Annotated in this window: 19 protein-coding genes; 3 read left to right on the top strand and 16 right to left on the bottom strand. The window is 42.1% G+C overall.

The window, feature by feature from the left end; genetic code table 11:
• Positions 1-186: 186 nt before the first annotated feature.
• The 7 genes from glgA to RSK81_RS04035 all read right to left on the bottom strand — a co-directional run bounded on the left by glgA (position 187) and on the right by RSK81_RS04035 (position 9,845).
• Positions 187-1,617 carry a glycogen synthase GlgA gene (gene glgA, locus RSK81_RS04065; protein WP_002900748.1) on the bottom strand — a complete coding sequence of 477 codons (1,431 nt, stop codon included), beginning with the start codon at positions 1,615-1,617 and terminating at the stop codon, positions 187-189.
• Complete coding sequence (gene glgD / locus RSK81_RS04060; RefSeq protein WP_002896012.1) at positions 1,614-2,753, bottom strand: glucose-1-phosphate adenylyltransferase subunit GlgD; 1,140 nt, start codon at positions 2,751-2,753, stop codon at positions 1,614-1,616. Before glgD ends, glgA begins: the two co-directional genes overlap by 4 nt.
• Positions 2,743-3,885 carry a glucose-1-phosphate adenylyltransferase gene (locus tag RSK81_RS04055; protein ID WP_002912070.1) on the bottom strand — a complete coding sequence of 381 codons (1,143 nt, stop codon included), beginning with the start codon at positions 3,883-3,885 and terminating at the stop codon, positions 2,743-2,745. The genes glgD and RSK81_RS04055 overlap by 11 nt, the downstream gene beginning before the upstream one ends.
• Positions 3,886-3,891: 6 nt before the next feature.
• Positions 3,892-5,802, bottom strand: coding sequence for a 1,4-alpha-glucan branching protein GlgB (glgB, locus tag RSK81_RS04050; protein WP_002902694.1), 1,911 nt, complete (start codon positions 5,800-5,802; stop codon positions 3,892-3,894).
• A 385-nt stretch (positions 5,803-6,187) separates the two neighbouring features.
• Complete coding sequence (locus RSK81_RS04045) at positions 6,188-7,612, bottom strand: NADP-dependent glyceraldehyde-3-phosphate dehydrogenase (protein WP_315687513.1); 1,425 nt, start codon at positions 7,610-7,612, stop codon at positions 6,188-6,190.
• A gap of 234 nt (positions 7,613-7,846) precedes the next feature.
• On the bottom strand, positions 7,847-9,580 hold the full coding sequence (gene ptsP, locus RSK81_RS04040; RefSeq protein WP_002896016.1) for a phosphoenolpyruvate--protein phosphotransferase: 1,734 nt from the start codon (positions 9,578-9,580) through the stop codon (positions 7,847-7,849).
• 1 nt (position 9,581) lies between these two features.
• Positions 9,582-9,845: a phosphocarrier protein HPr gene (locus tag RSK81_RS04035; protein WP_002896017.1), complete on the bottom strand. Its 264-nt coding sequence runs from the start codon at positions 9,843-9,845 to the stop codon at positions 9,582-9,584.
• A 599-nt stretch (positions 9,846-10,444) separates the two neighbouring features.
• Here RSK81_RS04035 and nrdH point away from each other — a divergent pair.
• The 3 genes from nrdH (at position 10,445) to nrdF (ending at position 14,099) form a co-directional block, all read left to right on the top strand.
• Positions 10,445-10,663, top strand: a complete 219-nt coding sequence (gene nrdH / locus RSK81_RS04030; RefSeq protein WP_002897920.1) for a glutaredoxin-like protein NrdH — start codon at positions 10,445-10,447, stop codon at positions 10,661-10,663.
• 161 nt (positions 10,664-10,824) lie between these two features.
• Positions 10,825-12,984: a class 1b ribonucleoside-diphosphate reductase subunit alpha gene (nrdE, locus tag RSK81_RS04025; RefSeq protein ID WP_315687511.1), complete on the top strand. Its 2,160-nt coding sequence runs from the start codon at positions 10,825-10,827 to the stop codon at positions 12,982-12,984.
• 155 nt (positions 12,985-13,139) lie between these two features.
• Positions 13,140-14,099 (top strand): class 1b ribonucleoside-diphosphate reductase subunit beta, encoded by a 960-nt coding sequence (nrdF, locus tag RSK81_RS04020; RefSeq protein WP_002896021.1) that lies wholly within the window; start codon positions 13,140-13,142, stop codon positions 14,097-14,099.
• A 58-nt stretch (positions 14,100-14,157) separates the two neighbouring features.
• Here the strand turns inward: nrdF and RSK81_RS04015 are convergent, their stop codons facing one another.
• The 9 genes from RSK81_RS04015 to RSK81_RS03975 form a co-directional block, all read right to left on the bottom strand.
• Positions 14,158-14,463 carry a hypothetical protein gene (locus tag RSK81_RS04015; protein ID WP_002912062.1) on the bottom strand — a complete coding sequence of 102 codons (306 nt, stop codon included), beginning with the start codon at positions 14,461-14,463 and terminating at the stop codon, positions 14,158-14,160.
• A gap of 76 nt (positions 14,464-14,539) precedes the next feature.
• On the bottom strand, positions 14,540-15,157 hold the full coding sequence (locus tag RSK81_RS04010; RefSeq protein WP_125401429.1) for a DUF6287 domain-containing protein: 618 nt from the start codon (positions 15,155-15,157) through the stop codon (positions 14,540-14,542).
• Positions 15,158-15,207: 50 nt separating this feature from the next.
• On the bottom strand, positions 15,208-15,822 hold the full coding sequence (locus RSK81_RS04005) for a DUF6287 domain-containing protein (protein ID WP_002910205.1): 615 nt from the start codon (positions 15,820-15,822) through the stop codon (positions 15,208-15,210).
• A 71-nt stretch (positions 15,823-15,893) separates the two neighbouring features.
• Positions 15,894-16,829, bottom strand: a complete 936-nt coding sequence (locus RSK81_RS04000; protein WP_002910208.1) for a helix-turn-helix domain-containing protein — start codon at positions 16,827-16,829, stop codon at positions 15,894-15,896.
• A gap of 352 nt (positions 16,830-17,181) precedes the next feature.
• Positions 17,182-18,099, bottom strand: coding sequence for a diacylglycerol kinase family lipid kinase (locus tag RSK81_RS03995; RefSeq protein ID WP_315687509.1), 918 nt, complete (start codon positions 18,097-18,099; stop codon positions 17,182-17,184).
• Positions 18,100-18,260: 161 nt separating this feature from the next.
• Positions 18,261-18,914: a CPBP family intramembrane glutamic endopeptidase gene (locus RSK81_RS03990; RefSeq protein ID WP_125330532.1), complete on the bottom strand. Its 654-nt coding sequence runs from the start codon at positions 18,912-18,914 to the stop codon at positions 18,261-18,263.
• A gap of 21 nt (positions 18,915-18,935) precedes the next feature.
• Positions 18,936-19,637, bottom strand: coding sequence for a type II CAAX endopeptidase family protein (locus tag RSK81_RS03985; RefSeq protein ID WP_315687507.1), 702 nt, complete (start codon positions 19,635-19,637; stop codon positions 18,936-18,938).
• A complete protein-coding gene (locus RSK81_RS03980; RefSeq protein ID WP_002925428.1) occupies positions 19,634-20,176 on the bottom strand; it encodes a DUF3267 domain-containing protein in 543 nt (180 codons plus the stop codon). Before RSK81_RS03980 ends, RSK81_RS03985 begins: the two co-directional genes overlap by 4 nt.
• A gap of 28 nt (positions 20,177-20,204) precedes the next feature.
• Complete coding sequence (locus tag RSK81_RS03975) at positions 20,205-20,969, bottom strand: DUF3169 family protein (RefSeq protein WP_002925430.1); 765 nt, start codon at positions 20,967-20,969, stop codon at positions 20,205-20,207.
• Positions 20,970-20,997 lie beyond the last annotated feature (28 nt).

Here is a 20,997-nt window from a genome sequence, read left to right as displayed (position 1 = left end):
TAGCGGGAAGCAGATTTAAACGTAGAAATACTTTTTTCAATCAAGATGGGAATCGCTCACTTCAGCCACAAGCTAAAAACAGGGCTCCAACATAGTATGATAATATATAAAAATGTAAGTCTCACGGAAATCCTCCCTTGTCCCATGGACAAGAGAGGATTTTTTATACTGATTCCAAAGTAAATGTTATAGAAGTGATTGATATAAATCACTGTAAGCCTTGCTGGCTGTATCCCAAGAGAAGTCTCTTTCCATCGCCTGTTCTTGCAGAGATTTCCAAGCTTCCTTGTCATCGGCATAGAGCTTGAGTGCTTCCTTGAAGGTCCAAGTCAGCCAGTAGCCAGAAAAGTTATTGAAGCTAAAGCCCGTTCCCTGTCCTGTATAGACATTGTAAGGCTCGACGGTATCACGCAGACCGCCCACTTCATGCACCAAAGGCAAGGTTCCGTAGCGCATGGCCATCATTTGTGAAAGGCCACAAGGTTCGAAGCGGCTTGGCATGAGGAAAATATCGCTGGCAGCGTAGATCTCCTGAGCCAAGGTTACATCAAAGAGAATATTAGCTGAAAGCTTATCAGGATAGGCATGACCAAACCAAGCGAAAGCCTGCTCAAAAGCTGGATCCCCTGTTCCCAAGAGGATAATCTGCACATCTTCCTGGAGGAGATTATGCAGCTCTTCCACTACCAAATCAAAGCCTTTCTGACGGGTCAGACGGGAAACAATCCCAACTACCGGCACATCATCACGCACAGGCAGACCAACTCGCTCTTGCAAAGCTCGCTTGTTTTCTAGTTTACCAGATAAGTCAGATTTGTTAAAGTGATGGGCTAATAGCGGATCCGTTTCTGGATTATAGATATCTGTATCTATACCGTTGACAATTCCGACCAGCTTACCAGACTCCATCCGCAGGATTTGATCCAAATTACAGCCAAATTCTGGTGTACGGATTTCACCTGCATAGCTTGGTGATACAGTTGTCACTCGGTCCGCATAGAGAATGCCGGCCTTCATCCAGTTGAGACAGTCATTCCAACGCAGGGTTCCGTCTGCATAGCGCTCGTAGCCCACTCCAAACAGTTCCCAAAGCATGCTGTCAGGGAATTGGCCTTGGAATTCCAGATTATGGATGGTCAAGACAGTCTTGATATTCTGATATGCTTGAATCCAATGGTATTTTTCCTTAACCAAGAAAGGAATCATAGCTGTATGATAATCGTGAACATGCAGAACATCCGGAATGAAATCAATCCGCTCCATCAGCTCTACGGCTGCTAACTGGAAGTAAGCAAAGCGCTCACCATCATCAAAATCCCCGTAAACATGACCGCGGAAGAAATAATGCTGATTGTCAATAAAATAGAAGGACACACCATTCAAGACCAGTCGCTTGACCCCAACGTATTGGCGACGCCAGCCAACGCTGACTTCAAAATAGAAAAGGTCTTCCACTTGGTCGCCAAATTTGGCATGGGTCATGTCATAGTATGGCAGAATGACACCAACTTCATGGCCAGCCTTGACCAGTGATTTGGGGAGAGCGCCAATAACGTCTCCCAAACCACCTGTCTTAGAAAATGGGGCTCCTTCTGCTGCTGCAAATAAAATCTTCATCGAATTATGTCCTCTGTAACTTTTTGGCCCTTCTTGACTACAATTGGGTCTTCTGCAGTTCCGCGAATCACCACTCCTTCGCCAATTTCAACACCCTTGTCCACAATCGCGTACTCGACAGTTGCATTTTCTCCAACTTTCACTCGAGGGAAGAGAACACTGTGTTTGACACTGCTTCCAGTCTTAATCTTGGTATTCCGTGAAATCACAGAATTGATGACTTCACCTTCCACAATGCTTCCTGACGCAAACTGGGAGCGAGATACTTTTGAAGACTCAGCATAGTAAGTCGGCTCTTCATTCTTAACCTTGGTGTAAATCTTTTGGTTCGGACTGAAGAGAGAGTAGAATTTCTTACTTTCAAGCATATCGATATTGGATCTGTAGTAGGTCTCTACAGAATAGATATTAGCCAGATAGCCTGTATATTCGTAGGCAAATGCCCCTTCCTGAGTTGCTAAATCACGCAGGACATAGCGCAGTTTTTGGGGATGCTCTTTCTTAGCTTCTTCTTCTAGCTTTTCAATCAGCCAAGGAGTATCTACCACAAAGATGTCTGTAGACATATTGAAGAGCTCAGCATCTTCTCGGCCATCAAAGAGTTTATGCCCTCTGACATGGTCTGTCTCATCAATATCCAGGACAGCATTCACATCTGAGATATTTTCCTTGTGCAATTTCTTGTAGACAACTGTAATCGGCTGCTCTGTTGTATTGTGCAAATGGAAAACTTGATTGAGGTCAATATTAACCAAGATATCACAGTTAAGTGCAACTGTTTGGTTGGAGCCAGAACGTTTCAGGTAGGTCAAAAGCTGCTTATAGTATTCCTCACCGACTGTAGAGCTTTCTACACGAGTATTGTAGATTCCCAGGTAATAGTGGCTAAGCAAGGTAGACAGACCCCACTCACGACCCGAACGAATATGGTCAAAGACAGAGCTGATATTGTCCTGCTGGAAGATACCAAAGACACTGCGGATACCAGCATTGGCAAGACTTGAAAGCGGGAAGTCAATCAAGCGGTATTTCCCACCGAATGGCAAACTGGCTACTGGACGATGATTTGTCAGAGTTGACATATCATGGAAGCCGACTGTGTTTCCTAAAATTGCTGAGTATTTATCAATCTTCATCTTTTGGTACCCCCACTTTCTCGTTGTATCCGACAACATATACTTCCTCTGTACCATCAATCTCTACACCATCAGAGATGATAGCCCCTTCACCGATAATGGCCCGCTTGATCTTAGCGTCTTTGCCAATAACAGCTCCACTCATGATGACAGAGTCTTCAATGACTGCGCCCTTTTTGACTTGAGCACCAGTAGAAAGAATAGAGTGTTTTACTGTACCGTCAACGAAACAGCCATCAACGACCAGCGAATCTTCTACATGGGAATTTTCACTGATAAAGTTTGGCGGAGAAATCAAGTTGCGAGAATAAATCTTCCAGCGACGATTGCGGCTATCCAGAGCATTTTCTGGGCTGATGTATTCCATGTTGGCTTCCCAGAGAGACTCTACTGTACCAACGTCTTTCCAATAGCCTTCAAAATCATAAGCATAAACGCTTTCGCCAGATTCTAGGTAGTTAGGGATAACATTCTTACCAAAGTCAGACATATCCACATTACTCTTTTCAGCAGCTACCAGCATATTACGCAGACGTTGCCAGTCAAAGATATAAATCCCCATAGAAGCCTTGGTTGACTTAGGATGTTCTGGTTTTTCTTCAAATTCAACAATCCGATTATTAGCATCTGTATTCATAATACCAAATCGGCTGGCTTCTTTGAGAGGCACATCCAGAACGGCTACTGTCAAGCTGGCATTGTTGTCCTTGTGAGACTGAAGCATGTCATCATAATCCATCTTATAGATATGGTCCCCAGACAAAATCAGGACATACTCAGGATTGATGCTGTCGATATAGTCGATATTTTGATAAATCGCATGGCTGGTACCTTCAAACCAGCGATTTCCTTCGCTCGCAGAATAAGGCTGAAGAATGGACACGCCTGAGTTAATACCATCGAGCCCCCAGCTAGAACCATTTCCAATATGACTGTTCAGAGCTAGTGGTTGGTATTGAGTAATGACACCGACATTGTGAATACCGGAGTTGGCACAGTTAGACAAGGCGAAGTCAATAATACGATAGCGGCCGCCAAACTGTACCGCAGGTTTTGCGATACTCTGTGTGAGCTTTCCAAGACGAGTTCCTTGCCCGCCGGCAAGAATCAAAGCTAGCATTTCATTCTTCATAGACTATTACTCCTTTGTGGAATCTTTTTTAACATTTTTACGAGCAATCCGACGCTTGATCTTCCAGATGCTGGCTCCAAGAGCTGGCAGTGTAAAGGTCAAGGTCTGTGGATAATCTTTCCAAAGTCCTTCTTGAGACTGAACTGTTTCGTTATGTTCCTTCCAAACACCTCCCCATTCTTCTAATTCAGTGTTCCATACTTCTTCATAAATGGCTTCCACTGGAACACCGATGGTAAAGTTCTTCCGCTCTACCGGCGCCATATTGAATACACAAACTAACATATCTCCTTTTTCTGTCTTACGGATAAAGGAGAGGACACTTTGATCAGTATTATCCGCATCAATGATTTCGATACCATCATAGCTCAGATCAATTTCCCAAAGCGGACGATTGTCTTTATAAAAGGCATTGAGTGCAGCAGTAAAGCCTTGCATCTTCTTGTTCATCTGATCGTCCAGATTAGACCATTCTAGCTGCTCTTCTGACTTCCATTCTAGGAACTGACCAAATTCTGAGCCCATAAAGAGCAATTTCTTGCCCGGATGGCAGATTTGATAAGTCAGCAAGTTGCGGAGACCTGCAAATTGATTGTAACGGTCCCCCCACATCTTGTGCATGAGACTCTTCTTGCCATGAACCACTTCATCATGAGAGAATGGCAGGAGAAAGTTTTCAGAGAAAGCGTACATAAAGCTAAAGGTCACCAGATTAAAATCGTACTTACGATAAATCGGATCTTCTTCGTAGAAGCGAAGGATATCATTCATCCAGCCCATATTCCACTTGTAGTCAAAACCTAGACCACCCAGCTCTCTCATGCCAGTAATCTTGGTCTCTGAGGAGCTTTCCTCTGCAATCATCATGACATCAGGATGGGCTAACTTGATAACCGTATTGAGGCGCTGCAGGAAGTAATAGCCTTCATAATTGCGATTACCGCCATCTTTATTTGGCTGCCAAGGACCGCTGTCATAGTCCAGATAGAGCATATTGCTGACAGCATCAACCCGAATTCCGTCCAGATGATAAAAATCAATCCAGAATTTAATGCTAGAAATCAAGAAAGACTGAACCTGATTCTTGCCCAAATCAAAGTTGAGAGCACCCCAGCCATAGTTATGAGCCCGGTCGTGATCCTGATACTCGAAAGTCGGTGTCCCATCATAGTAGGCCAAAGCATCATCATTAATAGTGAAATGACCTGGGACCCAGTCCACAATGACACCGATATTGTTTAAGTGACATTCTTCGACGAAGTCTTGAAATTCCTCAGGCGTGCCATAGGTATGCTCAAAGGCGAAGTAGCCCATGAGCTGATAGCCCCAGCTAAGTCCCAGCGGATGAGCCATAAGCGGCATGAATTCCACATGCGTGTAGTTCATCTCCACCAGATACGGAATCAAGTCTTCTTTTAACTGGGCAAAGCTATAAGGACTACCGTCTTCATTGCGTTTCCAAGATCCGGCATGCACTTCATAGATATTGACTGGCCGAGAGAAGAAGCCCCAACGCTTCCGGCGTGCCAGCCAAAGGCCGTCTTTCCACTTCTTCTCAGGAATAGTGCGAATAACTGCTCCAGTACCCGGACGCTCTTCCAGATAGATAGCCAGCGGATCAATTTTCAAAATTTCCTGACCACTGCTGCGCTTGATATTGTACTTGTATATATCACCTTCCTTAGGTAGCTCTGTGAAGACTTCCCAAACGCCCGCTTCATTTCGGACCATTGGAATCTGCTCTTCATACCAATTGGTGAAATCTCCAATCAGATGGACACTCTGAGCATTAGGCGCCCAAACGCGGAAAGAGTAGCCAGACTTGCCGTCCACTTCATCTTGATGCGCCCCTAGATAATGCTGCAAATGAAAGTTTTCACCTGTTGTAAAGGTTCTTAATGCTTCGTTCTTATCCATGCAATCACCTTTCTATTTGTAAGCGTTTTCTATAATACTATTCTACATTATTTTTATCTCTTTTTCAAGTAAATTTCAAATATCCTTACGGAAAATTACTAAAACCGAACATTAGCTGAAATTAGTAATAAATGAGAGAGAAAACACTGCATTTTGTGTCTCTCGATATCCTTTAATTCCTTTTTTACTAAATATAGGAGCTATCCAAAACAAGAAAAAGATGAAAATTTTCATAAAGATATAGACCAATATGTAAATTTACATTTTAAAATAATAAGCAATTAAACATATAAATGATTAATTCTTTTCAAATCATGAGGTAATCATATTAGATTTACAAGTTCATCAAGGTAAGAAAAAAGGCCGCACAAAGCCGCCTTTCTCATTATTTCACATCAAACACGATAGATTTCACTTGTGTCATCGCTTCGATACTGTAACGAATCCCTTGCACTCCTGCTCCAGATCCCTTAACACCAAGGAATGGGAAGTTATCTGGACCACGTTGGGTCTTATTATTGATGTGTACAGTACCCACTTCCAGTTTCTCAGCAATTTCAAATGCTTTCGGGAAATCATTTGTAAAGACTGAAGATTGAAGACCAAACTCTGACTGGTTACAGATCTGAATAGCCTCTTCAACGGAAGTCACACGAATAATCGGAAGAACAGGACCAAATGGCTCTTCCCAAGCTAATTTCATATCCAGTGTCACATGGTCAAACAAGGCAGGCCAGATGAGATTTGCTTCACGTTTGATTTCCGTCAAGGCTGACGCTCCCTTTTCTTGAGCATCTTCAATCAAGCCCCAGATGAAATCTGCTGATGCATTATCAATGACTGGTGTGATATCCGCATTATCAAAGGGATCCCCAACCGTCAGTTTCTCTACCTCTGCCTTAATCAGCGCCGCTAATTTATCTGCCACGCTCTCCATGACAATGACACGTTTAATAGCCGTACAGCGCTGACCGGAATAACTGTATGCCCCGCCAACAATCTGCTTAGCCGCATGCTCCAAGTCAGCATCTTCCAGCACAACTGCAGCATCCTTACCACCCAATTCTAACATAATTGGACGCATACCAGCTAACTTACCGATGCGTTCACCGATTGGAGTGGAGCCAGTAAAGTTAATGTAGTTTACTTCCTTATGCTCAATGATGTAATCCCCGATTTCTGAACCACGTCCTGTGATGGTATTGAAAACACCAGCAGGCAGACCAACCTCAGCAAAAGCCTGAGCCAAGAGCAGACCAGAAATTGAACCTTGGGTAGGTGGCTTAAACATCACAACATTTCCACCGATAAGGGCAGGAGCAATCTTAGAACCAGACAGATTGACTGGGTAGTTAAATGGCGCAATGGCCAGTACAACTCCTACAGGCTCACGACGAACCACAGCCAATTTCTTCTTGCTGGCAGCTTCAAAGCCGCCACCTTCCATAACCTGACCGTGAATACGAATGCCTTCTTCAGCCGCATAGCGAATCAAGTCTGCTGTCCGGACTACCTCTCCGACTGCCGCTTTGATCCCCTTGGCAACTTCTTTTGCAAGAATTTCGCCAATCTTCTCCTGATCGCGTTCCAAAATATCCGCAACCTTATGCAAATAAGCTGCACGTTCAACTGCTGAAAGAGCTCGCCAAGCTGGCAAAGCCGCACGAGCGCTTGCCATCGCATAGTCAACCTCTGCCTGAGTCATGGCAGGCACAGTTCCTAAAATCTCATTGTTGATAGGAGATGAGATGGTAATTTCATTTTCAGAAACTTTCCACTCTCCATTTATATAGTTTTTATATTGTGTCACGTGTCCCCTCCAAAATGTTATTAAATATTATTTTACCAAATTTTCTGAAAATTTCAACCAAAAGTTATAAATTTAAAGAATTTTTTCACAATTAAGATAGATTATCTAATTTTGTTCATATTAGATCTGCTTATTTTCTGTTTTCTTTGATTTCAACTTTCTGCACAATCTTCACTATGCCCCTGAAGAAAACTAAAAAGACCAGGAAAATCTCCCTGATCTTAATTTTTCAGATTAATCGAAGTCCAGATATTCTTTTTCAAGTTCAAGAACTTCTTCCATCGTTGCACATTCAGTCAGTGCACGCTGAGCCAGTTCTTCCATCTTCTTCGTATCCAGTTTCTTCATGAGGCTACGAGTCCGAAGAACAGAAGTCGCACTCATAGAGAATTCATCCAAGCCCATACCTACGAGCAATGGCACCGCAGTTTGGTCGCCGGCCATTTCTCCACACATACCTGCCCACTTACCTTCAGCATGAGCTGCCTTGATAACATTGTTGATCAAGCGAAGGATAGATGGGTTGTATGGTTGATAGAGGTAAGAGACTTGCTCATTCATCCGGTCAGCTGCCATAGTGTACTGGATCAAGTCGTTGGTACCGATAGAGAAGAAGTCTACTTCCTTGGCAAATTGATCCGCGAGCATAGCTGCTGCTGGGATTTCAATCATAATCCCCACTTGGATATTGTCTGCTACTGCAACGCCTTCAGCTTGCAGCTTAGCTTTCTCTTCGTCATAAACCGCTTTAGCTTTGCGGAATTCTGTCAGAAGGGCTACCATTGGGAACATGATGCGCAATTGTCCATGTACAGAAGCACGCAAGAGAGCGCGGATTTGTGTACGGAACATAGCATCACCAGTTTCCGAGATAGAGATACGCAAAGCACGGAAACCAAGGAATGGGTTCATTTCGTGTGGCATATCAAAGTAAGGAAGTTCCTTATCTCCACCAATGTCCATTGTACGAACAACAACTGGTTTTCCATTCATTCCTTCAAGCACAGCCTTGTATGCTTCATACTGCTCATCTTCTGTCGGGAAGTCTTGAGAATCCATGTAAAGGAACTCAGTCCGGTAAAGACCAACTGCTTCTGCACCGTTAGCATTGACACCTTCAACGTCTTTTGGCGTACCGATATTGGCTGCCAATTCGAAGTGCTTGCCATCTGCAGTCACAGTCTGAGCATCTTTAAGCAATTCCCATTCAGCTTTTTGCTTAGCATAAGCCTCACCAGCTGCTTTAAATGCTGCGATTTGCTCTTCAGTTGGGTTGATAATCACTTCACCAGTGATACCGTTAGCTGCAATCACATCGCCGTCTTTTACAAGCTCAGTAATGTTATTAGTTCCCAATACTGCTGCGATTTCAAGCGTACGTGCCATGATAGCAGAGTGGCTTGTCCGGCCGCCGATATTGGTTACAAAAGCTTTAACAAATTTCTTATCCAGCTGTGCTGTATCAGAAGGAGTCAAGTCATGAGCAATCACAACTGATTCTTCATTGATAGACGCTGGGTTTGGCAATTTCTTGCCCAAAAGGTTAGCAAGAACACGTTTTGTCACGTCGCGGATATCTGCTGCACGTTCCTGCATATATGGATTGTCGTCCATGTTTTCAAAGAGAGTGATAAACATGTCCGTTACTTCTTTCAGACCAGCTTCTGCATTGGTCTTTTTCGCACGGATTGTTTCTTTGATTTGCCCAACCATTTCAGGGTCAGCAAGTACCATTAAGTGAGCGTCAAATACCTGAGCGGCTTCCTCACCAAGGCTATCTACTGCTTTCTCACGGATAACAGAAAGCTCGTTCTGTGAAGCTTCAAGAGCTGCATCCAAACGAGCCTCTTCTGCATTCGTATCTTCGACTGAAACAGTCTCAAATGATAAATCCGGTTGAACTAATAGATATGCCTTAGCAACGGCAACACCGTCAGATGCTGCAATTCCTTTAAGCATTTCTGTCATATTAAGCCAATCCTTCTTTTTCCATTGTTTCAGAGATTGCAGCGATAGCATCGTCTGCATCTGCACCTTCAGCTGAGATCTTAACATCAGCTCCTTGGCCAACACCGAGACTCATAACACCCATGATAGATTTCAAGTTTACTGATTTACCTTTGTATTCAAGCGTGATGTCTGAAGCGAATTTGCTAGCAGTTTGAACCAACAAAGTTGCTGGACGTGCGTGAATACCTGTTTCTGCTACAATGTGGAAATCTTTAGAAGCCATAGTTAGACTCTCCTTTTAAATAATTCTTTTTGAGTTATTGTGATAACCCTTACAAGTTGATATTATATCACCTTTTGAAATCTTTTTCAAGAATTTTATAGCCCGCTTACAAAATATTTCTTAGGAAATGAAAACTCTTCTTATTATATTGAAGGTGGAATTTTCAAGCAAAAGCCCCCATCTTTCAGCTTTTATTCAAACATTTCTTCCAGCAAGTTTTCAATCATAAATTTCTTATTTTTATAGTAGTTAATTTCCATAAATTAAGAATATAAACTCCTCCCTCCACTCCTCCTAGTGATTCCCAAAATTCTGTAACACAAGATATTGGATTTTCGTTTTTAGGAGAAAAAGCTACCAGTCATTTTTCTAAAGCTTTAAGAATTGTTTAAGCATTGCCGCAACAGCATTTTGCTCCTTTTCTGCAATTTTTCACTTCTTTTCACCGCTTATATAAACACTATATATTGTATTGCAATCTATCCTATAACAAAATATCACACAATATTTAGTTCAAAACTATTGACATTCTATTTTCTTTTAGATATACTAGTTTCGTATTATTTAAAAGAAAAAACGAAAGTTTAGAGGAATTTTTAATGGTAACTATTTACTCAAAAAACAACTGCGTTCAGTGCAAAATGACCAAGCGCTTCTTAGATACTAATCATGTAGAATACCGCGAAATCAACTTGGATGAACAGCCAGAATTCATTGACCATGTCAAAGATCTTGGTTTCAACGCTGCTCCTGTGATTCAGACAGCAACTGAGGCATTTTCTGGTTTCCAACCTGGTAAATTGAAAAAACTGTCTTAATGTAGTTTATTTTGAGGGCAGCGCGCCTTGATTGGGAGATAAACTAAAAGACATATTATCAGGGCAAACTGCAGCTCCTATGCTCATAGGAGCCATTTCTTTTGTAAGGCGGATATTTTCCGCTAGTTAAATTATCTTTATTTATATAGAAAAGGGAAAACATGGGACTCAAACATTTAGAGGATGTGACATACTTCCGACTCAACAACGAAATCAACCGTCCAATCAATGGACAAATTATGCTCCACAAGGACAAAGAAGCTCTGGAGGCTTTCTTTAAGGAAAATGTTGAGCCGAACACCAAGCAATTTTCTTCTATTACAGAAAAGATTGAGTATTTAATAGAAGAAAACTATTTGGAAAAGGAATTTATCCAGCTCTACTCTCCAGAATACATCGAGGAGCTGACTGCTTTTATCCATGCTCAAGATTTCAAGTTTAAATCTTTCATGGCTGCTTATAAGTTCTACAACCAGTATGCCCTGAAGACAAATGATGGTGAATACTATCTGGAAAGCATGGAAGATCGGGTACTCTTCAACGCCCTCTACTTTGCCAACGGAGATGAAGCCATTGCCAAGGATATTGCCAATGAAATTATCCACCAGCGCTACCAACCGGCGACACCAAGCTTCCTCAACGCTGGTCGGGCTCGTCGTGGTGAATTGGTTTCCTGCTTCCTCATCCAAGTAACAGATGATATGAACTCTATCGGCCGCTCCATCAACTCTGCCCTGCAATTGTCTCGTATCGGAGGCGGGGTCGGGATTTCCCTCAGCAATCTGCGGGAAGCTGGAGCACCTATTAAGGGTTATGAAGGAGCTGCGTCTGGCGTTGTGCCTGTTATGAAACTCTTTGAGGACAGTTTCTCCTATTCTAACCAGCTGGGGCAACGTCAGGGAGCTGGGGTTGTTTACCTCAACGTCTTCCACCCAGATATCATCGCCTTCCTTTCTACTAAGAAAGAAAATGCTGACGAAAAAGTTCGGGTTAAAACCCTCTCACTTGGTGTCGTCATTCCGGATAAGTTCTACGAATTGGCACGTAAGAATGAAGAAATGTACCTCTTCAGCCCCTATTCTGTTGAACGCGAGTACGGAGTACCATTTGCCTACCTTGACATCACTGAAAAATACGATGAGTTGGTCGCAAATCCAAATATCACTAAGACCAAGATTAAGGCCCGAGATTTGGAAACAGAAATTTCTAAACTCCAACAAGAATCTGGCTATCCTTATGTCGTAAACATTGATACGGCCAACCGTTCAAATCCAATCGACGGTAAAATCGTCATGAGTAACCTTTGCTCTGAAATCCTGCAGGTGCAAGAGCCTAGCCTTTTGAATGATGCGCAAGAGTATCTTCACCTAGGAACAGATGTGTCATGTAACTTAGGTTCTACCAACGTTGTCAACATGATGACTTCGCCTGACTTTGGAAAATCCATCCGGACCATGACACGCGCCCTGACCTTTGTCACAGACAGCTCGCACATCACAGCTGTGCCATCTATCGACAACGGTAATAGTCTGGCGCACACCTTTGGTCTGGGAGCTATGGGACTGCACAGCTACTTGGCTCAGCAGTTGATCGATTATGGATCAGCGGAAGCTGTAGAGTTCACCAGCATCTACTTCATGCTCATGAACTACTGGACCTTGGTTGAGTCTAACAATATCGCTCGCGAGCGTGGCGTGACCTTCCATAACTTTGAAAAATCTGACTATGCTAACGGTACTTACTTTGACAAATATCTGACGGGTGAATTTGTACCTAAGTCTAACCGTGTTAAAGAACTCTTCGCAGGTATCTTTATCCCGTCTGCAGAAGATTGGGCAGAGTTGCGCGACAAGGTCAAGGCTGATGGTCTCTACCACCAAAACCGCCTAGCCGTTGCGCCAAATGGCTCTATCAGCTATATCAATGATGTTTCTGCTTCAATTCACCCAATTACTCAACGGATCGAAGAACGTCAAGAAAAGAAAATCGGTAAGATCTACTATCCTGCTGCTGGTCTGTCAACTGAGACTATTCCTTACTATACCAGTGCTTATGATATGGACATGCGTAAGGTTATTGATGTCTATGCAGCCGCAACTGAGCACGTGGACCAAGGTCTTTCCCTGACTCTCTTTATGCGCAGTGATATTCCTAAAGGCCTCTACGAGTGGAAAAAAGAAAGCAAGCAAACAACCCGCGACCTTTCTATCCTGCGCAACTATGCCTTCAACAAGGGTATCAAGTCCATCTACTACGTCCGTACCTTCACTGATGATGGCGGCGAAGTAGGTGCCAACCAATGTGAAAGCTGTGTGATCTAACAAGAGATTTTAGAAAAGAAAAGGAAATTCGACCATGTCACAATTTTACCTTCCTCATCATTGTCAGGAAGGTAAAATCGTGAAGCATTAGGACAGTATCCAAGAAGTGATAGCTGATACCCCATCAGGTCGTACCATCTACTAAAGGAGAAAGAATGCAAACTTACTACAAAGCCATTAACTGGAACGCTATCGAAGATGTGATCGATAAGTCCACCTGGGAAAAACTGACTGAGCAATTCTGGCTGGATACGCGGATTCCCCTATCCAATGACCTGGATGACTGGAGAAAGCTGTCTCACAAGGAAAAAGACCTGGTTGGCAAGGTCTTCGGTGGCCTGACCCTGCTGGATACCCTTCAGTCTGAGTCTGGTGTGGATGCCCTGCGCAAGGATGTACGCACTGCTCACGAAGAAGCTGTCTTCAACAACATTCAATTCATGGAATCTGTTCACGCCAAGTCTTACTCTTCTATCTTTTCTACGCTTAACACCAAGTCAGAAATCGATGAAATCTTTGCTTGGACCAACACCAATCCATACCTGCAAAAGAAAGCTGAGATTATCAACGAAATTTACCTAAATGGTACAGCTCTGGAAAAGAAAATAGCCAGCGTTTTCTTGGAAACCTTCCTCTTCTACTCCGGTTTCTTCACTCCGCTCTACTATCTGGGTAATAACAAGCTGGCTAACGTTGCTGAGATCATCAAGCTGATTATCCGTGACGAGTCTGTCCATGGAACCTATATCGGCTATAAGTTCCAGCTAGCTTTTAACGAACTGCCAGAAGACGAGCAAGAAAAACTCAAAGAATGGATGTACGACCTGCTCTACACCCTCTATGAAAATGAAGAAGGCTACACCGAAAGCCTGTATGACACAGTCGGATGGACCGAAGAGGTCAAGACCTTCCTGCGCTACAATGCCAACAAGGCTCTGATGAATCTGGGACAGGATCCCCTCTTCCCAGACTCAGCGGACGATGTCAATCCTATCGTCATGAACGGTATCTCAACCGGTACTTCCAACCACGACTTCTTCTCCCAAGTAGGTAACGGCTACCTGCTAGGCGAAGTTGAAGCCATGCAGGATGACGACTATAATTACGGTTTATAAGACAAAGAATCCCTCTTTCCAAAATACGGAAAGAGGGGTTCTTTGTCTGTCTATTAATCTATTGATTATCGTAGATATATTCTTCCAGATGTTCTGCGACTGTAATCTCAACTCCAGCCTCAGATGTTAGATAAATCACGGTACAATCATGAGCTGGGACAATAGGAAATAAAAAGGGCTTCATATTTTGATAAATTCTATACATCCGCCTTTGACTCGTTGGATTTTCAAGATAAAGCTTGCTGTCACCACCAGAAAAGTCAGCCGGCAGAAGGGCATAGTAAGCCACCAAAGCTCCATTTTCATCCAATACTCTAATCTTATTTAAGTCCTCAGCTATTTTTTTCATCATTAAGGTGGCCATTTTTTACTCCCTTCATGTCTTTATCCAAATAAAGGTGGAGCTGGAAACACCATCCCTAACCCCACCTATACAGTCACTAATTAGATACGCGATAATACGGATGCTGTGAAGCAGTGATAGCATCGCTGCCTAGTTGCAATTGTTCTTTTGGAGCAGGATTACCTGTCAAGGGCAATGCAGCACCTTCTGGAATAAAGAACAAGGGATCACTGCTACCAGAGCTATAGTACCCAAAAGATACGACATATTTATTATTATCAACTCTACCATTGTAAAAGGTATTATTGTCAATCACTTCACCTGAACTTCGTTTGAGCACTGTTGAACCATTGACATCAATAACAAATTGATCTCCTAAATCATTTTGCCAAGTGCCAGCCACAGTAGAAAAATCTCCTGCTGCCAAAGCATTGACGTCGATACCTTCTGCTGGAGTAGCTGGGGCTTTCGTGTCAGACTTTGTTTCGTTTTTAGGCTGAGCTTCAGAAGATGCTGACGCTACATCAGTTTCATCTTGGCTAGCTGATTGAATAGCTTTTGATTCAGACTTGACATCCGATTTAGAAGTTTGAACTGTTTGGCTAGAGCTGCTACTTTGAGATGTTTGCTTCTCTTGCTGTTTACCACAAGAAATAAGCAAGAAAACGGACGCAACAAGTGTTGTACTAGTAAGCAGAAATTTCGCATTTTTCATAAAGGGAACCTCCTCTAAGTTTCAAACATATAATAATCAAATAAAATTAGTTAATCAGCTACTCGATAATACGGATGCTGGGAAGCAGTGATAGCATCTTGTCCAACTCGAATCTGTGCTTTAGGATTTTCGTTTCCAATATCAGGCAAAACAGCTCCTTCAGGAATCACTAAAAAGGTTGCGCTGCTACTACCAGCAGTATAAGCAAGAGTAGATACATAACTACCATCGCTTACTTGACCTTTTAGTAAAGTATAATCACTGGATTCTTTTCCATTCAGAGTATGAGAAACAACCCCTTGATTATTCAATACTATCACATCCCCCAAATCATTTTGCCAAGTACCGGCTACAGTCGAAAAATCTCCTGCTGCCAAAGCATTGACGTCAATACTCGTTGCTGGAGTAGCTGGGGCTTTCGTGTCAGACTTTGTTTCATTTTTAGGCTGAGCTTCAGAAGATACTGACGCTACATTAGTTTCATCTTGGCTAGCTGATTGAACAGCTTTCGCTTCAGACTTAGAATCTGATTTAGAAGTTTGAACTGTTTGGCTAGAGCTGCTATTTTGAGATGTTTGCTTCTCCTGCTGTTTACTGCAAGCACCAAGCAAGATAATAGAAGAAACGAGCGCAGTCGCAAGAAACATTAATTTTGCATTTTTCATAAAAGGACCTCCTTTAGGTTTGCCTAATTATAACACGAAAGATTTTGCCAAAACAGGACATAGATGTCCTGTTAGCCTTGATGATAGATCTGAAGTTCTTTATTCCACTCCTCAGACATTTTTTTAGATAGAAAAGTATGACCTAACAATTTCGCCAGCGTCAGTCCCTCTTCGTAGTATTGTTGAGCCTTTTTCTCGTCCTTGTGTACGAAAAGCTCATATTCTCCCTCTAACATTCTTATCAGCGGTTTCTTTTGATAGTCCTCTGTCAATTCCATGATTATATTAAGTTTGTTGAGTGTATCTTTTGTATAAATGAACTCTTTTCGCTCGCACTCAATACCTGGGATTGTTAGTAGAGCATCTCGCATGAGAAAGAGATATTCATTTGGAATATAGTCAACTGACTGCAGTAATCGCCGAGCGATTCTTGTATATAATTCCTTATCAAACTTAGCTGACCGAATCTCCTCTTCATCTCCCACATAGATCTGATAGAGCTGGATGTAGAGTAAGTCATTCACGTCATAATGCTTTTTACTTTGCAAATCATCCAAATGCTGGGAAAAGAGAGTCATTCCATACTTCTGGAATTTCTCAGAAGTATAAGTATAAATCTTTGATTGCAAGATATCCATTACATTCTGCTCAGCTTCTGGCAAATCATCATAATAAACTTCAAAAATTTCATCTATGATATGCTCCAATTCGGACAAGACTTCAGTGTTGCCATAAGTGGTCGTGCGAATCAGCTTATACTTCAATCGCTGGTAATCAGCAGGTAGAGCTGCATTTTCTTTTTTACTTCCTGTCAAGGTTGCCAAATCGACCTCTAGACAGGAAGCAAGATATTCTAAAGTAGAGAGAGTCGGCTGGGAAACGCCGGACTCCAAACGCGTTAACTGCCGTATAGAAAGCTTTGACTCATCACCACACAATTGCTCCTTGGTCCAGCCCCTATTTAATCGAAGCTGTTTCAAATGCTGTCCAAATTCTTTTTCTTGCATCGTCAATTCCCCTCCCAAATAAATCAGGAAACTTTTGCTTATGTTATCATGTTATTCTAGATTTATTATAGCATAACTGGAAAGATTTTACCAATGAAATTCTAAAAAGATTACTTCCTTTTCTCAGTGATGAAATCTACCTAACTGTTGCAACAGTTAGGTAGAGCGGAGATATTGAGACCTTAGGCTCAATAGCTAGTCATGGAACTCTGCAGGAGGTCGCTGACGTCCGCCATCACTTGAGAAAAGTATGTAAATCTAAAAATTAGTATATTACAAGTATTAAAGGACCCCAAACTTAAAAGTTTGGAGTCCTTCTACCATATTCTTTTTTAAGCCTAAACACAAAAAACTAGCAATACACATTCAAGTGAGATGGCAAGACACGAATCGTCACTGGCAGTTGGTCGCCCTCATCTCCGTCAACGTTGACGCTGAGCTCTGCCTTATCATCAGCCAACTCAACTGTGATTTCCTTAAAGGTCAGATACTCGATATTATTACTTTCTTCGCCATTGCCTGAAATCAAATCTGGAACAGAAACCAAAGTGTCTAAGAGATTTTTATCCTTAAGGTACAAAAGGTGGAGCAAGCCGTCATTGACAGTGGCTTCAGGGAGAATGCTCTCAAAACCTCCGATTGAGTTGGTCGAGCCAATCAAGAGTGTGCTGCTCTTTATCGTGCGCTCTTCTCCATCAATCTTCAAGTGAAATTCGTAAAAACTAGTATCCATCAACTGCTTGAAGCCAGAGATAAAGTAGGCAAACTTGCCCCATTTGGTCTTGTCTTCAGAATCTACATTGTTGATCGATTCAGGAATAGTTCCAATGGCAACCACATTCATAAAGTACTGGTCATTAATCTTGCCGATATCAAGCGGCTTGACTTTGTTGATATCCAGATTTTGGATGGCTTCTTCAGCGTCTAGGGGAATGCCAAGAGCACGCGCCAAGTCGTTGACCGTACCAAGTGGAAAGAAACCAAAGGTCGGACGATAGTCTAGTTCAGCCAGACCGCTGATTCCTTCATTGACAGTTCCATCGCCACCCATGACAAAGACGCTATCATAATGGTCTTCTGCGGCTTGCTTAGCAAAAGCTGCTGCGTCTCCGCCTTTTTCAGTATGCTTGACCACTACCTCATCGAAACATTCTGCCAGCTTTTCTCTTGCCAAGTCTTCATAGGACTTGGCTTTTTCGCCTCCCGAGCTAGGGTTGACAATTAATAGGACTTTAGACATAAGGAAACCTCTTTTCATTTGATAGCTCATTATACCATCTAGAAAACACTTTCACAAGAATTTGAAACTGCTGGCTTTCGAAAGACCAGAAAAGCAGTTTAGTATTTAAACTCCATTCCACAGAAAAACACTTCTGCCGTTAGACTTTACTGCCTAACTTTAGAAGTGCTGTCTTATATTTAGTTTTTCTCTTAAAAGAAGACAATGAGAACAAAGGCAATTAGGTTATTGAGCAGATGTAGCCCCATTGAGTAGCGCAGGTCCTTCTTAACTAGATAGCCTAAACCAAAGATAGCTCCCAAGATGAAGTAAACCAGAAACTGGACTAGATTGCCCGGCATGTGCAGAAGAGAGAAAAAGCTGGCAGATACAGTTAAATAGAGCAGAATTTTCGCCAAGCTATTTTGGTCGGGAAAGAGAAACTTAGCCAAAAATCCTCGTGTCAGCAACTCCTCAAGAATAGGAGCAAAGATTACCATGTATAGGAAGGCAAAGGCTGGCTGCTGCTGAATCAACTCTACAGCAGTGTTCTGATTGGCAGAAGATTCAATAGGAACGAGCTGCTGGAAGATGATAAAAGCAAGCAAGAGGGCGCTGGGAAGCCAGATAGAACTGGTCAGCTTGGTATTTTTGATTTCCAGTTTCAAATCTTTCTGGTACCATTTCCACATGGCAAAAGAATAGAGACTGGCAAGTATAACAAAAATCGGCAAAATCAATAGTTGAGAAGTTCCTCCTGTCAGAGAACCCATAGTGAAGAGAACTATAGCCGAAAATATATAGAAATAGGCCAAGAGGACAAGTATATAAAGGCCAAAATTAGTAAAGAAAGTTTTTAATTTCATAGTGATTCCTTATAGATTGATTTACTTAAACATAGCTAGCAGCAGTATTATAGCCATAGGGAGATTGTTCAGGATATGAACCAACATGGAATCTTTTATATTCCCCCGACGAGCATAGGATAAATAAAGAACCAGTCCAAGTGCAAAATAAATTGGAAACTCTGTCAATTGAGTGATATGAGGCAGGGTGAAGACCACAGAAGTCACAATAGCAGGCAAAACTTTTTGATTATTCTTGAAAAAGAAGGCAGTACCAAAACCGCGGAAAATTAGTTCTTCCATGATAGGAGCGATAAAGGCAATCGTTGCAACAAAGAGCAAGGCAAAGAAGATATGCTGCGAAGACATCATTCCCCCTAGCCCTTGTATGGCGCTGTCATTACTGGTCTGGGAATTGCCGCTCAGGATGAGATTGAGATAAACACCGACAATAGCAGCCACTCTGGCAAGGAAAAAGAATAGAAAAGCAAAACCGATGTCCTTGCCAGACTGTTTGAATTTTTTCTTTTCTTCAGGCACATGCTTCTGATATCGCCGCCATAAGCTACGAAAAATCAGGAAAACTAAAATCAGATACAAGGCTACCAATAAGATTTCTGCATAAATAGGTAAATTCTTCCCGAGCCTTAAGAATAGCATTGGAGCAACATTTATAAGGAGGCTAAGAGCAATTAAGCCTATCCATTTTCCAAGTCCTAAAGCAGTTGATTTGAAGTTGTTCATTTTGTATTCTCCTTTTGATAAATATTGATACCGACTTCCGTATCCTCAACAGCGATATCACCCTTCTGCCGAAGAATAGCGACAGCGAGGAAAAAATCTCCTGCACAGCCGGCTGCATGGAAGCTAGCAAGTACGATATAAGAAGCTGCAGTTAAAATATGCAAGGCATAGATTAAGGTCAGGGCTAGGCTAATCAGAAAGAAAGGTGCCAGGATAATGACGAGCATCCTTTTCCGACTGTAACGACTCCCTGGGCTGGTCGCATAGGCCATGCCGCTCTTAAAACCAAACTTGACCTTGGTATTTTCATCTCCCAAGACCTTGAAGAAAAAGCCGTGAATCAGCTCATGGATGACCATTAGAACAAGGAGGTAGAGTAAGTCAAAAAAATGAAAAACTTCGCTACCCTTGCCATACATCAGAATAGCAATCCAAGTAAAGAGGGCTAGAAAAGGGAAGATCAGCAATACAGCCGTTATATTCAGAGTCAGATTGACCTTTTTATTATGGATAAAATCAAGTTCTTTCAGTAGTTTCATAATTTCCGCCTTTCATCGGGAAATAAGCTTATTTGAAATATTTTCTTACCATTGGATAATACATAAGATTGATATAGATATGGATCACCACTAGGACGACAAAACCGGAAACGACATTGAGGGGGGTGAAAGTTCCCACTATCCCTAAAACAATATAGAGGATTGGCAGAAGTCTCTGATTTACATTGAAGAGAATAAGATAGCACTGTTCATAATTGGCTTGCAGCTCTGACTCATCATAAGAGAGCACAAATTCTTTTATTTCCTCAGTAGTCGGAAAGGCTGATAGCTTATAGTGCCGCACCTTCTGAACTGTCTTTAAAAAGACAACTTGCAAAATAATATAAAGAAAGGCAATCGCATAATCTATAAAACTCCACTGAAGAGGGCTCTTATGATTAGTAATATTTCCAATAAAAACAACTCCAACTAAAATCGTAAAAAGAACGATAGCACTGCTGATATTAAAGACAATAGTCGCATATTCCAGATTTTTAAAGGTTAGCCGGTACCATTCATAATTCTTATCCTCATCTGCTTCTTTTTCATAGGCTTCATTGTATTTACGAGTCCGATAAATCAAGAAAAAGACCAAGGGATAGAGGATGATAAGGCTGGCCCTACCTAGCTGGCGCAGCAGTTGAACAGAAAAAATAGTCGACCAACTGATGTTTTTTAGCAGACCAGTTTCAGAAAACAAAATAGACAGACCACCTATTAAAGCTCCAGCTAGAAATATAAGGACATTATATAAAACTCTTTTCTGTGTAGATATACGTTTTTGCTCTTTCACGACTTCTTCTCCTTTATTTTTTTACAAT

The sequence above is a fragment of the Streptococcus sp. DTU_2020_1000888_1_SI_GRL_NUU_041A genome (genome assembly GCF_032387735.1).
Taxonomy (GTDB): Bacteria; Bacillota; Bacilli; order Lactobacillales; family Streptococcaceae; genus Streptococcus; species Streptococcus sanguinis.
Note: the sequence above shows the minus strand (reverse complement) of the source record. Positions and strands in the feature narration are given on the sequence as shown.